The 14,022-nt window shown below is 71.9% G+C and carries 14 protein-coding genes; 7 read left to right on the top strand and 7 right to left on the bottom strand.

Annotation, left to right across the window (positions count from 1 at the left end; translation table 11 throughout):
- Positions 1 to 55 precede the first annotated feature (55 nt).
- From AB0E02_RS17910 to AB0E02_RS17885, 6 genes are all read right to left on the bottom strand, one after another.
- Complete coding sequence (locus AB0E02_RS17910) at positions 56 to 583, bottom strand: hypothetical protein (RefSeq protein ID WP_362140299.1); 528 nt, start codon at positions 581 to 583, stop codon at positions 56 to 58.
- Positions 584 to 633: 50 nt separating this feature from the next.
- Positions 634 to 1,248, bottom strand: a complete 615-nt coding sequence (locus AB0E02_RS17905) for a nucleoside triphosphate pyrophosphatase (RefSeq protein ID WP_362140296.1) — start codon at positions 1,246 to 1,248, stop codon at positions 634 to 636.
- 43 nt (positions 1,249 to 1,291) lie between these two features.
- Positions 1,292 to 2,770: a penicillin-binding protein 2 gene (locus AB0E02_RS17900; RefSeq protein WP_362140295.1), complete on the bottom strand. Its 1,479-nt coding sequence runs from the start codon at positions 2,768 to 2,770 to the stop codon at positions 1,292 to 1,294.
- A 185-nt stretch (positions 2,771 to 2,955) separates the two neighbouring features.
- Positions 2,956 to 3,084: a hypothetical protein gene (locus tag AB0E02_RS17895; RefSeq protein WP_267881485.1), complete on the bottom strand. Its 129-nt coding sequence runs from the start codon at positions 3,082 to 3,084 to the stop codon at positions 2,956 to 2,958.
- Positions 3,085 to 3,218: 134 nt separating this feature from the next.
- On the bottom strand, positions 3,219 to 3,434 hold the full coding sequence (locus tag AB0E02_RS17890; RefSeq protein WP_030801005.1) for an acyl-CoA carboxylase epsilon subunit: 216 nt from the start codon (positions 3,432 to 3,434) through the stop codon (positions 3,219 to 3,221).
- A gap of 72 nt (positions 3,435 to 3,506) precedes the next feature.
- On the bottom strand, positions 3,507 to 5,096 hold the full coding sequence (locus AB0E02_RS17885) for an acyl-CoA carboxylase subunit beta (protein ID WP_362140290.1): 1,590 nt from the start codon (positions 5,094 to 5,096) through the stop codon (positions 3,507 to 3,509).
- 131 nt (positions 5,097 to 5,227) lie between these two features.
- On the opposite strand from AB0E02_RS17885, the gene AB0E02_RS17880 reads away from it, so the two are divergent.
- The 5 genes from AB0E02_RS17880 to hutH all read left to right on the top strand — a co-directional run bounded on the left by AB0E02_RS17880 (position 5,228) and on the right by hutH (position 11,502).
- The gene (locus AB0E02_RS17880; RefSeq protein ID WP_362140287.1) at positions 5,228 to 6,100 is read left to right on the top strand and encodes a biotin--[acetyl-CoA-carboxylase] ligase; all 873 of its coding nucleotides are present in this window, start codon (positions 5,228 to 5,230) and stop codon (positions 6,098 to 6,100) included.
- Between the two features lie 228 nt (positions 6,101 to 6,328).
- Positions 6,329 to 7,495: an adenylate/guanylate cyclase domain-containing protein gene (locus AB0E02_RS17875; RefSeq protein ID WP_030413126.1), complete on the top strand. Its 1,167-nt coding sequence runs from the start codon at positions 6,329 to 6,331 to the stop codon at positions 7,493 to 7,495.
- A gap of 199 nt (positions 7,496 to 7,694) precedes the next feature.
- Positions 7,695 to 8,507 (top strand): enoyl-CoA hydratase-related protein, encoded by an 813-nt coding sequence (locus AB0E02_RS17870; RefSeq protein WP_362140284.1) that lies wholly within the window; start codon positions 7,695 to 7,697, stop codon positions 8,505 to 8,507.
- A gap of 233 nt (positions 8,508 to 8,740) precedes the next feature.
- Positions 8,741 to 9,847, top strand: coding sequence for a diguanylate cyclase (locus tag AB0E02_RS17865; protein ID WP_362140367.1), 1,107 nt, complete (start codon positions 8,741 to 8,743; stop codon positions 9,845 to 9,847).
- Between the two features lie 110 nt (positions 9,848 to 9,957).
- A complete protein-coding gene (gene hutH, locus AB0E02_RS17860) occupies positions 9,958 to 11,502 on the top strand; it encodes a histidine ammonia-lyase (protein ID WP_362140282.1) in 1,545 nt (514 codons plus the stop codon).
- A gap of 63 nt (positions 11,503 to 11,565) precedes the next feature.
- On the opposite strand, the gene AB0E02_RS17855 is transcribed toward hutH, so the two are convergent.
- Positions 11,566 to 11,916, bottom strand: a complete 351-nt coding sequence (locus AB0E02_RS17855; RefSeq protein ID WP_362140278.1) for a hypothetical protein — start codon at positions 11,914 to 11,916, stop codon at positions 11,566 to 11,568.
- Positions 11,917 to 12,040: 124 nt separating this feature from the next.
- On the opposite strand from AB0E02_RS17855, the gene AB0E02_RS17850 reads away from it, so the two are divergent.
- Both AB0E02_RS17850 and AB0E02_RS17845 read left to right on the top strand, forming a co-directional pair.
- Entirely contained in the window at positions 12,041 to 12,379 is a 339-nt protein-coding gene (locus AB0E02_RS17850) for a hypothetical protein (protein WP_362140276.1), read from the top strand.
- Positions 12,380 to 12,737: 358 nt separating this feature from the next.
- Positions 12,738 to 14,006 carry an Ig-like domain-containing protein gene (locus AB0E02_RS17845; RefSeq protein ID WP_362140273.1) on the top strand — a complete coding sequence of 423 codons (1,269 nt, stop codon included), beginning with the start codon at positions 12,738 to 12,740 and terminating at the stop codon, positions 14,004 to 14,006.
- The last annotated feature ends 16 nt before the right edge of the window (positions 14,007 to 14,022 follow it).

Raw genomic sequence — 14,022 nt, 5'->3', positions numbered from 1 at the left:
CGGCCGCCGGGCGCCCGGATATCAGCGCCCGGGGACGCCCCTCGCGACGGCCGCGTCACCCCGGCAGTTCGGCCGCCCGCCGGCGCACCATATGGCCCTGCACGCCGTACGTCACGCAGAGGTACAGGTAGAGCGTCGAGAAGCCCAGCAGGCCGGCCGCCGCGGTGTGGTCGATCCACTCCGCCATGCCGGCGTGCACGGCGGCGGACACCAGCCACAGGGCGGTGGTGATCAGCGTGCCCTGGCGCAGGACGCCGCGGTCCGGGTCGTGCCAGACGCGTACCGTCGTCGCCCGGACCAGGCCGAGCGGCACCCCGATGACCAGGGTGGCGACGACCAGGGCGATGACGGGCGGCGTCAGCGGGTGCTCCTTGACGACCGAGGCCACGCCGAAGGCCAGCGAGGCCACGCCCAGCACGCCGAGCACGGCCGGGCCGATCAGCGACGCCCGGGGCCGCACCGGACGGGTCCGCAGCTGGCGGCGGATGATCAGGGCGACGACGAGCAGCCCGATGAGCAGGCTCACGTTGTGGTTGAGCGCGGTGTGGGCCGTCGCGGCATGCGCCGGCGCGTGGTCGTTCATGTTCCCCCCGTGTGATGCGTTCCCCGTTACGAGCCGCCGTGCCCGGCGGCTCAGGTCCACAAGTCGGTGATGCGGACGTCCAGTTCGGCCAGCAGACGGCGCAGCAGCGGCAGGGACAGGCCGATGACGTTGCCGGGGTCGCCGTCGATGCCGTCGATGAAGGGCGCGGAGCGGCCGTCGAGCGTGAAGGCGCCGGCGACGAAGAGCGGTTCGCCGCTCGCCACGTAGGCGGCGATCTCGGCGTCGGTCGGCTCGCCGAAACGGACCGTGGTCGAGGCCGTGGCGGAGACCCGGCGGCCGCCCGCCGCGGTGTCGATCACGCAGTGGCCGGTCTGCAGCACGCCGGACCGGCCGCGCATCGACTTCCAGCGGGCGGTGGCGTCCTCGGCGTCGGCCGGCTTGCCCAGCGCCCGGCCGTCCAGCTCCAGGACCGAGTCGCAGCCCACGACCAGCGCACCGGCCGCCTCCGGGCGGTCGGCGACCGCGGCGGCCTTGGCCTCGGCCAGGACCCGGGCCAGCTCGGCGGGGCTGTCGGCGGTGACCGCGTCCTCGTCGACGCCGCTGACGATGACCTCCGGCGCCAGCCCGGCCTGGCGCAGCAGGCCCAGCCGGGCGGGGGACTGGGAGGCGAGGACGAGACGGCGGGGGCGCGGCTGTTCGGTCATGCCCGCCATCGTACGGAGCCGGGCCGGGCCGGGGGCGGGCGGACTACTTGCCGAGGACGGCCTGCATGACCTGCTTGGCGATCGGGCCGCCGAGCTTGCCGCCGGCGATCTCGGAGCGCGGGATGTCCATGTCCTTGGGGTCGACGAAGACGGCGACCGCGACCGGGGAGGAGCCGTCGCTCTGCTTGGCGTAGGAGACGAACCAGGCGTAGGGCCGCTCGTCGTTGACGTTGGCGCCGTGCTGGGCGGTGCCGGTCTTGCCGCCGACCGTCACGCCGTCGATCTTGGCCTTCGAGGCGGTGCCCTCCGAGACGGTGTACTCCATCATCTCCTGCACCTTCTTCGCGGTGTCGGCGGAGACGGCCTGGGACATCGTCTTCGGCTCGAACTTCTGGATCGTGCTCAGGTCGGGGCCGCGCAGCTCGTCGACGATGTGCGGCGTCATCAGCTTGCCGTCGTTGGCGATCGCCGCGGCGACCATCGCCATCTGCATCGGGGTGCTGGTCAGGCTGCCCTGGCCCATGCCGGTGAGCGCGGTCTGCGGCTTGTCGAGCTTGTCCGGGTAGAGGCTCTTGGTGGCCAGCAGGTCGCCGAGCTCCTCGTCGTAGACGTCGGAGTTGAAGCCGAACTTCTCGGCGGTCTCGCGCATCTTGTCCTTGCCGACCTTCAGCGCGGTGTCGAGGAAGACGTTGTTGCAGGACCACTGCATACCGGTCTTCAGGGACGCCTTGTCGCAGGGCGCACCGGCCACGTCGTTGCCGATCTTGGTGGTGCTGAGCGGCAGCTGGTACGGGGCGCGGGCGCCGGTGGGGGTGTCGATGTCGGTGATCACGCCGTGTTCCAGGGCCGCGGCGGCGGTGACGATCTTGAAGGTGGAGCCGGGGGCGTAGGTCTCGCGCAGGGCCCGGTTGCTGAGCGGCTTGGTCTTGTCCTTGTCGAGCGCGGCGAACTTCGCGCCGTCCTCGATGCCCGCGAAGACCGACGGGTCGTAGGAGGGGGTGGAGGCCAGCGCCAGGACCCGGCCGGTGCGCGGGTCGAGGGCGACCACCGCGCCCTTGGCGTTCAGCTCGGTCAGCCCCTTGTAGGCGGCCTTTTGTGCCTTGGGGTCGATGGTGGTGATCACGTCGCCGCCGCGCGGCTTCTCACCGGTCAGGATGGCCTGGGCCCGCTTGAGGGCGAGCTTGTCGTCCTTGCCGCTGAGCAGCTTGTTGTAGGTGCCCTCCAGGAACGAGGTGCCGATGCCCTGCGACGCGAAGCCGGTGACCGGGGCGTACATCGGGCCGTCGGTGTACGTCCGCTTGTACTTGAAGTCGCCGGAGGTCGCCACGGAACCGGTGACCGGCTTGCCGCCCACGATGATGTTGCCGCGCGGGTAGGAGAACGCCTCGATCTTCACGCGGCGGTTGTACGGGTCGTTGGCCAGGTCGTCGCCCTGGACGAACTGCACCCAGGTCGCCCGTACCAGCAGAGCCAGTACCAGTACCCCGCAGAAGACGGCTATGTGTCTCAGCGGCCTGTTCATCGCTCTCCCACTCCCCGTCGGCGGCCGGTCCGGAGGCCGGGCGTCCGAATTGCGTTGTCAGGAGGGAAAGATGCGAAAGGCGGGGGGATGGTTGCGGTCGGGAACAGTCGGGAGGTGTGAGTGTTACCTCCCCAGGGGCGGCCACCCCCGCCGGTCCGGTGCGGGTCCGACGCGGTCCGGCCGGGTCAGCGCTCCGAGAGCAGGACCATCAGCAGCACTGCGGCGACGGCCAGCACGATGCCCAGCCGGCGGAGCTTGGCCTGCGCGTCGCGCAGCTCCTCGGGCGGCTCATCGGGCGGATCGGACCACAGCATGTAACGATCCTGTGCCCATGACGCTCGTGGCGCCTGAGTACGCGTACTCAGGCGCCACGGTCCGAAGGACTAGTCAATGCATCATGCATCGATCAGCCGGAGGGGCCGGCCGGCACGCACCGGCCGGTGAGCGGTCAGCGCGGCCAGTAGCTCGTCCGCCAGGCCCGCGGCCCCGGGTGCGGCAGCCGTGACCGCGCCGGGACCGTGGCCGCCGGATCGGCCCATTCGGTCCTGCCTCCCTCGCCGTCCCCGGGCCCGGCGGCAGCGGCCGCCGCGGCCCGGGCCTGCACCACCGCCAGTGCGGCGGCCAGCTCCTCGGGGGTCGGATTGCCCCGTACGACCTTGATCATCGAGACGGCTCCCTTCGCCGGTCCTCGCCGGTCCTCGCCGTGTACTGCCGGTCCCCGCCGTGTACCGGCCGGTCAGAGCGGGATGTTGCCGTGCTTCTTCGGCGGCAGCGACTCGCGCTTGTTGCGCAGCGTGCGCAGCCCCCGGACGATGTGCCGGCGGGTCTCGGACGGCATGATCACCGCGTCGACGTAGCCGCGCTCGGCCGCCACGTACGGGTTGAGCAGGGCGTTCTCGTACTCCTGGATGAGCTCCTGGCGCCGCTGCTCCTGCGCCGCGGGGTCCTCGATCGCGGCGAGCGTGCGGCGGTGCAGGATGTTGACCGCGCCCTGGGCGCCCATGACCGCGATCTGCGCGGTCGGCCAGGCCAGGTTGAGGTCCGCGCCCAGGTGCTTGGAGCCCATGACGTCGTACGCGCCGCCGAACGCCTTGCGGGTGATGACGGTGATCAGCGGGACCGTCGCCTCGGCGTAGGCGTAGATCAGCTTGGCGCCGCGCCGGATGATCCCGTCGTACTCCTGGTCCGTGCCCGGCAGGAAGCCCGGCACGTCGACGAAGGTCAGCACCGGGATGTTGTACGCGTCGCAGGTCCGCACGAACCGCGCGGCCTTCTCACTGGCCTTGATGTCCAGGGTGCCCGCGTACTGCATCGGCTGGTTGGCGACCACACCGACGGAGTGGCCCTCGACCCGCCCGAAGCCGGTGACGATGTTCGGCGCGAAGAGCGCCTGGGTCTCCAGGAACTCGCCGTCGTCCAGGACGTGCTCGATGGCCGTGAGCATGTCGTACGGCTGGTTGGCCGAGTCCGGGATCAGCGCGTCCAGCTCGCGGTCGGCGTCCGAGGTCTCCAGGTCCGCCTCCTCCGGGAAGACCGGCGGGTCGGAGAGGTTGTTGGACGGCAGGTACGACAGCAGGCCCTTGACGTACTCGATGGCGTCCTTCTCGTCGCCCGCCATGTGGTGCGCCACGCCGGAGGTGGTGTTGTGCGTCCGCGCCCCGCCCAGCTCCTCGAAGCCCACGTCCTCGCCGGTGACCGTCTTGATGACGTCCGGTCCGGTGATGAACATGTGCGAGGTCTGGTCGACCATGACGGTGAAGTCGGTGATCGCGGGGGAGTAGACCGCACCGCCCGCGCACGGGCCGACGATCAGGCTGATCTGCGGGATCACGCCCGAGGCATGGGTGTTGCGGCGGAAGATCTCGCCGTACATGCCGAGCGAGACCACGCCCTCCTGGATGCGCGCGCCGCCGGAGTCGTTGATGCCGATGACCGGGCAGCCGGTCTTCAGGGCGAAGTCCATCACCTTGACGATCTTCTCGCCGAAGACCCCGCCGAGCGCCCCGCCGAAGACCGTGAAGTCCTGCGAGAAGACGGCCACCGGGCGGCCGTCGACGGTGCCGTAGCCGGTCACCACGCCGTCGCCGTACGGGCGGCTCTGCTCCATCCCGAAATTGGTCGAACGGTGCCGCGCGAACTCGTCCAGCTCGACGAACGAGCCCTCGTCCAGCAGCAGATCGATGCGCTCACGCGCCGTCAACTTGCCCTTGGCGTGCTGCTTTTCCACCGCGCGGGCGGAACCGGCGTGAGTGGCCTCTTCGATCCGCCGCTGCAGATCCGCCAATTTGCCCGCGGTGGTGTGGATGTTTGCTTCCGGCTCGGACATCGGGATGCGGCTCCTGCTCGTCCTGGACTGGTGCTCGTACTGAGGGTGGTACGTGTGTGGCTACCAATCCGTAGCGTATCGGCGGGACTGCTCAGCGGCACTGCGTCGTTGACCACACCTAGGCTGGTGGCATGACGCCTCAACCACCGGGAAACCGGGACAAAGACGCCGGCCGCTGGAGCGATCTGGGCCGGCCCCCGCTGAACGCCGCCGCCCTGCGCCGGGCGCTGGTCCGGCCCGACGGCCTGTGGACCGGTCTGGACGTCGTGCCCGCCACCGGTTCCACCAACACCGACCTGGCGGCCCGGGCCGCCAAGGGCGAGGCCGAGGGCGCCATTCTGGTGGCCGAGGAGCAGTCCGCGGGCCGCGGCCGGCTGGACCGCGCCTGGTCGGCGCCCCCGCGCTCCGGCCTCTTCTTCTCCGTCTTCCTCACCCCCCGCGTCCCCATGGAGCGCTGGGGCTGGCTGCCGTTGCTGGCCGGCGTCGCCACCGCAACGGCCCTGTCCCGCACGGCCGGCGTCGACACCGCACTCAAGTGGCCCAACGACCTGCTCGTCCCGGTCGATGGCCAGGAACGCAAGACCGGCGGCATCCTCGCCGAACGGGCCGGCTCCGGCGTCGTCGTCGGCATCGGCCTCAACGTGTCCCTGACCGCCGAGGAACTCCCGGTCCCGACCGCGGGCTCGCTGGCCCTGGCCGGCGCGCAGAACACCGACCGCGACCCGCTGCTGCGCGCCGTGCTGCGCTCCCTGGAGCAGTGGTACGGCCGGTGGCAGGACGCGGACGGCGACCCGGTCCGCAGCCGTCTGCAGGAGACCTACGCGGCCGGCTGCGCCACGTTGGGCCGTTCGGTGCGCGCCGAACTGCCGGGCGATCAGGAGATCACCGGCGAGGCGGTCGCGATCGACGGTGACGGGCGGCTGGTGCTGGCCACCGCCGACGGTGTGCAGCAGCCCGTGGGGGCGGGTGACATCATCCATCTGCGCCCGGCGGACGGCTCCTGATGAGGCCCCTGCCGGACCCCGCCATGCGCCCCCCGGTGAGCCCCCGCGCCGGGCGGGCCGACCGGCCCCACCGGGCGGCGTGTCCACACCTCTTCCGTGGTCAGGGCCGACATGTGAGAGTGAGCCAGAGCACACCTGCCGTATCGTTGAGGCGGTCCGCCGGGGAGCGGGCCACGGGCGAGCAGTGATCGGAAGGGCAGTGCGCAGGGATCGGACAGGGAGCGGCCGGTGAGTGCCGACGACTCGGGCGCCACCCCGCGCGATGTGGCCACCGAGGGCGATGCCGTACGCGACGTCCCGGCCGGCGACCCCCCGGGGGCCGGCGGCGACGGCGACGGGCACGGCGACGAGAACAACATCGCCGTCCGCCTCGAACAGCTCATCCTCGGCGCCGACCGCCGGTACACGCCGTTCCAGGCGGCCCGCAGCGCCGGGGTCTCGATGGACCTTGCCTCCCGCTTCTGGCGGGCCATGGGCTTCGCCGACATCGGCCAGGTCAAGGCGCTCACCGAGGCCGACGTGCTGGCCCTGCGCCGGCTCGCCGGTCTGGTCGAGGCCGGTCTGCTGAGCGAGGCGATGGCCATTCAGGTGGCCCGTTCCACGGGCCAGACCACCGCCCGGCTGGCCGACTGGCAGATCGACTCCTTCCTGGAGGGCCTCACCGAGCCCCAGGACTCCGGCCTGACCCGCACCGAGATCACCTACCCGCTGGTCGAGCTGCTCCTCCCCGAGCTGGAGGAGTTCCTGGTCTACGTCTGGCGGCGCCAGCTCGCCGCCGCGACCGGCCGGGTCGTCCGGGCCCAGGACGACGCCGAAATGGTCGACCGGCGGCTGGCCGTGGGCTTCGCCGACCTGGTGGGCTTCACCCGGCTGACCCGGCGTCTGGAGGAGGAGGAACTCGGCGAGCTGGTCGAGGCGTTCGAGACCACCTGCTCCGACCTGGTGGCGGCGCACGGCGGCCGGCTGATCAAGACCCTCGGGGACGAGGTGCTGTTCTCCGCCGACGACGCCGGTGTGGCCGCCGAGATCGGGCTGCGGCTGATCGAGACCATGACCCATGACGAGACCATGCCGGAGCTGCGGGTCGGCATCGCCTTCGGCACGGTCACGACCCGGATGGGCGACGTCTTCGGCACGACCGTCAATCTGGCCAGCCGGCTCACCTCGATAGCGCCGAAGGACACCGTGCTGGTGGACGAGGCGTTCGCCGAGGAGCTGGGCCGGATCGGTGACGCCCCGGTGTCCGAGGCGGACGCCGCGGCCGCGGAGAAGGCCGCCGAGGAGGGCACCGGCGAACCGCCGCCGTCGTACCGCTTCGCGCTCCAGCCGATGTGGCAGCGCCCGGTGCGCGGACTGGGCGTCGTCGAGCCCTGGCTGCTGACCCGCCGCACCTGAGACCGCCGCTTTCCCGCCGCGCCCGTTCCGGCGTGCCCGTTCAGGCGGGTCGTTCAGCCGGGCCCCTTCAGGCGGGTCGTTCAGCCGGTTCCGTTCAGGCGGGTCCGTTCCGTGCACGGTCGGCCCTGTTCCGCGGAGCGCCCGCCTGGCATGATCCCAGGAGTCCGTCAGGTTCACGCTCGTTAACAGGGAGGGCCGGATGCAGGGGCAGGAAGAGGAGCGGCGGTTCGGCGCGGACGGCTGGGTCGCCGTCCGCCGCCACGGTTTCGCCGCGGAACTGGTCATGGACCGGCCCAAGGCGATGAACGCGGTGTCCACGGCCATGGCCGACGCACTGGCCGAGGCCTGCGCCGAGCTGGCCGCGGACCGTTCCGTACGGGCCGTGGTGCTCAGCTCCACCCATGACCGGGCGTTCTGCGTGGGCGCCGACCTCAAGGAGCGCAATTCCTTCACGGACGCGGACCTGGTGCGCCAGCGTCCGCGCACCCGCGCCGCCTACACCGGCGTACTGGAACTGCCGGTGCCCACCATTGCCGCGGTACACGGCTTCGCGCTCGGCGGCGGCTTCGAACTGGCGCTGGCCTGCGACCTGATCGTCGCGGACGGCACCGCGGTGGTCGGCCTGCCGGAGGTCTCGGTGGGCGTCATCCCCGGCGGCGGCGGGACGCAGCTGCTGCCGCGCCGGGTGGGTGCCGCGCGCGCCGCCGAGCTGGTCTTCACCGCCCGGCGGGTGCCGGCGCCGGAGGCCGCGGAGCTGGGGCTGGTCGACCAGCTGGTCGCGGACGGGCAGGACCGGGCCGAGGCGCTGGAGCTGGCGGCCCGGATCGCCCGTAACTCCCCGGTCGGGCTGCGCGCCGCCAAGCGCGCCCTGCGACTGGGGCACGGGCTGGACCTGCGGGCCGGACTGGAGGTGGAGGACGGCGCCTGGCGCAGCGTGGCCTTCTCCGGGGACCGTGCGGAGGGCGTCGCGGCCTTCAACGAGAAGCGGGATCCGGAATGGCCCGGGGAGTAGGCTGCCGATAACTGTGGGTAGTCACACGGCTCTCGTCCGCATCCCCGGCCGCCACCAGCAACAAAGCGGATAACGCCCAGGTGTTGCTCGCACACTTAAAGGGGGCGAAACGGGTTAAACATTCCTACGCTGTAGTACAGAGCGTGCGCACGGTGACGGAATGTGAGGGTCCGGTGGCGGCTGAGGGCGAGGGCGATGCGAGGCTGCGGGCCGTGGTGGAGCTGGCGCAGGCGATGGCGGCCGCGCACACGCCGCGCGAATCGGCACACGCCGCGGCACAGGGCGTGCGCCAGGCCCTGGCCGGGTCGTTCGCCGCGATCTCGAAATGGGAGCGCGAACTGGGGCAGCTGCGGGTGCTGGTCAACGTCGGTGAACTCGCCGACGACGAGGAGGAGTTCCCGGACGACGAGGCCTATCCCGTCCACGAGTTCCCGGAGATCGTCGGCTTCCTCCACGAACAGTGGGCCGGCGGCGGCGAGCCCAGTGCCTGGGTGGAGACCGCCGACCCGCCGCCCGGCGCTCCGGCGGACTGCGGGGGCGGCGCCGCCAACCGGCAGCGGGTGGCCGCACTGCGCCGCCGGGGCCGCGGCGCCTGCGTGGTCGCCCCGATCGTGCTGCACGGCCGGGCCTGGGGCGAGCTGTATGTCGCCCGGCCCGCCGGCGCACCGGTCTTCGACCGGGCGGACGCCAACTTCGCGAGCGTGCTGGCCGCGGTCACGGCCGCCGGGATCGCCCAGACCGAGCGGCTGGCCGAGGCCCGTCGGCTGGCCTTCACCGACGCCCTGACCGGGCTGGCCAATCGCCGGGCCGTCGACATGCGGCTGGACGAGGGGCTGGAGCTGCACCGCACCGAGGAGGCCGTGGTCAGCCTGGTGGTCTGCGACCTCAACGGGCTCAAGCGGGTCAACGACTCCTGCGGCCACGCGGTCGGCGACCGGCTGCTGGAACGGTTCGGCTCGGTGCTGTCGTTGTGCGGGGCGATGCTGCCCGGCACGCTCGCGGCCCGGCTCGGCGGCGACGAGTTCTGTCTGCTCGCGGTGGGGCCGCCGGCCGACGAGGTGGTCAAGGTGGCCGGTGAACTGTGCGAGCGCGCCGGGGAGTTGGAGCTCGGCGAGGGGGTCGCGGTGGGGGTCGCCTCGACCGGCGACCCGATCGGCCCGGTGCGCAGCGCCCGCCGGCTCTTCCGGCTCGCGGACGCCGCGCAGTACAAGGCCAAGGCGGCGCGGTCGGGCGAGCCGGTGGTCGCCGGACGGCACGGCGGCAAGGACGACCCGGTGGTCCGGCTCGCGGACGCCCCGGACCGGCGGTCGGGCCCGGAGCGCCGGCGCTTCCGGAGATGAGCCACCGGTTCCGGCCGGGCGGCCGCGCGGCCGGCGCACGGAGATCCGTAAGGGGTGATCGCAAAACTTGGTGGTGACATTCGGCGATTCAGTCTCTAGGGTGCCTGAATATGGATATGCACACTGTGGTGCTGGGGACGTCCGGCACGACCGCACAGGACGTCATCGCGGTGGCCCGCGGCGCGGCCCAGATCGAGCTGTCCGAGGAGGCCCTCGCCGCCGTCACCGCCTCCCGCGCCTTCATCGACGAACTCGCCGCCAAGCCCGACCCGGTCTACGGCGTCTCCACCGGCTTCGGCGCCCTCGCCGTCCGCCACATCAGCCCCGAACTGCGCGTCCAGCTCCAGCGGAACATCGTCCGGTCGCACGCGGCCGGCATGGGCCCGCGGGTCGAGCGGGAGGTCGTCCGGGCGCTGATGTTCCTCCGCCTGAAGACCCTGGCCAGCGGCCACACCGGCGTCCGCCCCCTGGTCGTCGAGACCATGGCCGCGATACTCAACGCCGGCATCACCCCGGTCGTGCACGAATACGGTTCGCTCGGCTGCTCCGGCGACCTCGCCCCGCTCTCGCACTGCGCGCTGACGCTGATGGGCGAGGGCGACGCCGAGGGCCCGGACGGGGTGGTCCGGCCGGCCGGCGAACTGCTGGCCGCGCACGGCATCGAGCCCGTCGAACTCCGCGAGAAGGAGGGCCTGGCGCTGCTCAACGGCACCGACGGCATGCTCGGCATGCTCGTCATGGCCTGCGCCGACCTCGCCCGGCTGTTCACCTCCGCGGACATCACCGCCGCCCTCTCCCTGGAGGCGCTGCTCGGCACGGACAAGGTCCTCGCCCCCGAGCTGCACGCCATCCGCCCGCACCCCGGCCAGGCCGCCTCGGCCGCCAACATGCACAAGGTGCTGGCCGGCTCGGCCCTCACCGGCCACCACCAGGACGACGCCCCGCGGGTCCAGGACGCCTACTCCATCCGCTGCGCCCCGCAGGTCGCCGGCGCCGGCCGGGACACCCTCGCGCACGCCCGGCTGGTCGCCGACCGCGAGCTGGCCGCCGCGGTCGACAACCCCGTCGTGCTGCCCGACGGCCGGGTCGAGTCCAACGGCAACTTCCACGGCGCCCCGGTCGCCTACGTGCTGGACTTCCTCGCCATCGCCGCGGCCGACCTCGGCTCGATCGCCGAGCGCCGCACCGACCGCCTCCTGGACAAGAACCGCTCGCACGGCCTGCCCGCCTTCCTGGCCGGCGACCCGGGCGTCGACTCGGGCCTGATGATCGCCCAGTACACCCAGGCCGCGCTGGTCAGCGAGCTGAAGCGGCTGGCCGCCCCCGCCTCGGTGGACTCCATCCCGTCCTCGGCCATGCAGGAGGACCACGTCTCGATGGGCTGGTCGGCGGCGCGCAAGCTGCGCACCGCCGTCGACAACCTGACCCGGGTCGTCGCCGTCGAGCTGTTCGCCGCGACCCGCGCCGTCGAACTGCGCGAGGGCCTGACCCCGGCGCCCGCCACCCGCGCGGTGCTGGACGCGGTGCGTGCCGCGGGCATCCAGGGCCCCGGCGAGGACCGCTTCCTGGCGCCCGACCTGGAGGCCGCGTACGCCTTCGTCCGGGACGGGAAGCTGGTGGCGGCCGTGGAGGCGGTCACCGGAGAGCTGGCCTGACACGGCGCGGGGCGCCCGGCGCGGGTCATTCCCGCACCGGGCGCCCCGCGACGTTCATGGGGCTTAAATGACTCTGTCGTGACCGCGGCGCACGGAGTAGCTGACCAGGCCCGCCCCGAGGGCGAGACAGGCGGCGCCGCCGAACACGTACGGCGTGGTGTCCGGGCCGCCGGTGTCGGCGAGGGAGTGCGACGGGGTCGCCGGGGGTCCGGCCGCGCGGCCCGGCTGGGTGCCGCCGGCCGCCCCCGGGCCGGCCGGCGCGGACCGTGTCCGCTGGTCCCGGTCCGCCGCGGAATTCTTCGTTCCCTCGGGTCCCGAGGCGCCGACGATCGCATGCGCGGAGGGGACGAACCACAGGGCGAACAGCACCGATCCCGCGGCTGCGGCGGTCAGCAGTGGTCGGCGTGCGGTCACGGCGAACGATCCCCCTTGTGGGTTCGACCTTGTGGGTTCGACGACTTGGCCGTTGACCTCAGATGTTAATGACCGCCGCGGGTCGCGGGGAAGTCAGGAGCCGGTCATGCCTAACCTCCGTGCTATGAGCAATGGTGAGACATCACGTTTTGTGCGGCTTCATGTCGAACTGATCATGGAAGTCACGGACTCGGACCTGCTGACCGGCGCCGCCCTCACGCGTATCGACGGTGACCCGTCGCTGCCCGAGGAGGAGCGCCGGCAGTCGCAGGAGACCGTCCGGGAGGAGCCGGCCGAGGCGCTGGCCCAGCTGGTCGACCCGTTCGACCTCGTCGCCGCCGTACCGGGTGCCGAGCTCGCCCAGGCGTCCTGGAGCAGCGAGGAGCTGACCGATTACGACCCGGACGCCGAGTGGGAGGCCGCGGAGTGGGACCTGGCGGACGACTCGGAGGGAGCCGGCTGACCCTGGGCACCGCATCGAGTCCCCCCGACCCTGGCCCCGGCCCCCGTACGGTCCCCTCCGTACGGGGGCCGATGACGTGGGTGCACCGGCAGCCCGGGAGCCGGCAGCCCGGGAGCCGGCAGCCCGGGCGTCGGCGGCCCGGGAGGCCGGCCGGGGCCGCGCCGGCGAAGTGTTCCCCACATGTCTAAGAAGTTCTCTTAGTGGCCTACCCCACACTTTGCGGAGGAATGGAACGGGCGAAACGGAAAAGGCGTTCATATGGCGTCGGCCGGAATGCCTGCGTCCAGATATGCCTGCGTTCAGTTGGCGCCTCGCTCGGGGAAAACCTGCGAAACCGGTAGCAATGGAGATGCGTGTGATGACGGACAGCAAGCGCCGCAAGGGCCTCATAGCCAGTGCCGCGCTGCTCGGGGGCGTACTCACGCTGGCAGCGTGTGGCGGCAGCGATGCGGCTGAGGGAGGCAGTGGCGGTGCGGGCGGCACCCGTCACGAGAACGTCAAGCAGGTGGACGAGGCGGCCGCCAAGGACGCCTCCGACGCCAGGATCACCGTCTCGCCCAAGGACGGGGCGACCGACGCGGGCATCAACAGGGACGACGCCAAGGTCACCGTCAGTGGCGGCAAACTCACCGACGTCACCATGACCTCGGTCGACTCCCGGCGCACCGTCGACGGCACACTCTCCGCCGACGGCACCTCCTGGCAGCCGAACCAGCCGCTGCAGCGCTCCACCACGTACAAGGTCACCGCCCACGCGGTGGACTCCCAGGGCCGCAAGGCGGTGGAGAACACCCGCTTCACCACGGTCGCCCCGGCGCACAGCTTCATCGGGAACTTCACGCCGGAGGACGGCTCGACCGTCGGCGTCGGCATGCCGGTGTCGCTCAACTTCGACAAGCCGGTCAGGAACAAGGCCGCCGTGGAATCCGCGATCAAGGTCTCGTCGAGCAGCAACCAGCAGGTCGTCGGCCACTGGTTCAGCGACACCCGGCTGGACTTCCGCCCGCAGGAGTACTGGAAGGCCCACTCCAAGGTCACCATGACCCTCGGACTGGACGGCGTCCAGGCGTCCCCCGGCATCACCGGCATCCAGAACAAGACCGTCAGCTTCACCGTCGGCCACTCGCAGATCAGCACCGTGGACACCAAGCGCCACGAGATGACCGTGGTGCGCGACGGCCACCGGATCAAGACCATCCCGATCTCGGCCGGCAGCGACGACCACCCGACCTACAACGGCAAGATGGTCATCTCCGAGCGCTTCAAGCAGACCCGGATGGACGGCTCGACCGTCGGCTTCAAGAAGAAGGACGGCAAGGGCGAGTACGACATCCCCGACGTCCCGCACGCCCAGCGCCTGACCTCCTCCGGCACCTTCATCCACGGCAACTACTGGGGCAAGGGCATCTTCGGCACCGCCAACACCAGCCACGGCTGCATCGGCCTGGAGGACGTCAAGGGCGCCGACAACCCGAAGACGGACGGCGCCTGGTTCTTCACCCACTCCCAGACCGGCGACGTCGTCCGGGTGATCAACTCCCCGGACCGCACCGTCAAGCCGGACAACGGCCTGAACGGCTGGAACATGGACTGGTCCCAGTGGGTGGCGGGCAGCGCGGCGAAGTGACGGCGCGGTGAAGTGA

The organism is Streptomyces sp. NPDC048196, assembly GCF_040652715.1.
Taxonomy (GTDB): Bacteria; Actinomycetota; Actinomycetes; order Streptomycetales; family Streptomycetaceae; genus Streptomyces; species Streptomyces siderophoricus.
The sequence above is the reverse complement of the archived record's forward strand: the minus strand, read 5'-3'. Positions and strand labels throughout refer to the sequence as shown.

Excerpts from the sequence above, each read along its gene's own strand:
- AB0E02_RS17890 (WP_030801005.1), bottom strand. The coding sequence starts at position 3,434 with ATGATCAAGGTCGTACGGGGCAATCCGACCCCCGAGGAGCTGGCCGCC.
- AB0E02_RS17885 (WP_362140290.1), bottom strand. The coding sequence starts at position 5,096 with ATGTCCGAGCCGGAAGCAAACATCCACACCACCGCGGGCAAATTGGCG.
- AB0E02_RS17900 (WP_362140295.1), bottom strand. The coding sequence starts at position 2,770 with ATGAACAGGCCGCTGAGACACATAGCCGTCTTCTGCGGGGTACTGGTA.
- AB0E02_RS17845 (WP_362140273.1), top strand. The coding sequence starts at position 12,738 with ATGACGGACAGCAAGCGCCGCAAGGGCCTCATAGCCAGTGCCGCGCTG.
- AB0E02_RS17880 (WP_362140287.1), top strand. The coding sequence starts at position 5,228 with ATGACGCCTCAACCACCGGGAAACCGGGACAAAGACGCCGGCCGCTGG.
- AB0E02_RS17865 (WP_362140367.1), top strand. The coding sequence starts at position 8,741 with ATGGCGGCCGCGCACACGCCGCGCGAATCGGCACACGCCGCGGCACAG.
- AB0E02_RS17905 (WP_362140296.1), bottom strand. The coding sequence starts at position 1,248 with ATGACCGAACAGCCGCGCCCCCGCCGTCTCGTCCTCGCCTCCCAGTCC.
- AB0E02_RS17895 (WP_267881485.1), bottom strand. The coding sequence starts at position 3,084 with ATGCTGTGGTCCGATCCGCCCGATGAGCCGCCCGAGGAGCTGCGCGAC.
- AB0E02_RS17870 (WP_362140284.1), top strand. The coding sequence starts at position 7,695 with ATGCAGGGGCAGGAAGAGGAGCGGCGGTTCGGCGCGGACGGCTGGGTC.
- AB0E02_RS17910 (WP_362140299.1), bottom strand. The coding sequence starts at position 583 with ATGAACGACCACGCGCCGGCGCATGCCGCGACGGCCCACACCGCGCTC.
- AB0E02_RS17850 (WP_362140276.1), top strand. The coding sequence starts at position 12,041 with ATGAGCAATGGTGAGACATCACGTTTTGTGCGGCTTCATGTCGAACTG.
- hutH (WP_362140282.1), top strand. The coding sequence starts at position 9,958 with ATGGATATGCACACTGTGGTGCTGGGGACGTCCGGCACGACCGCACAG.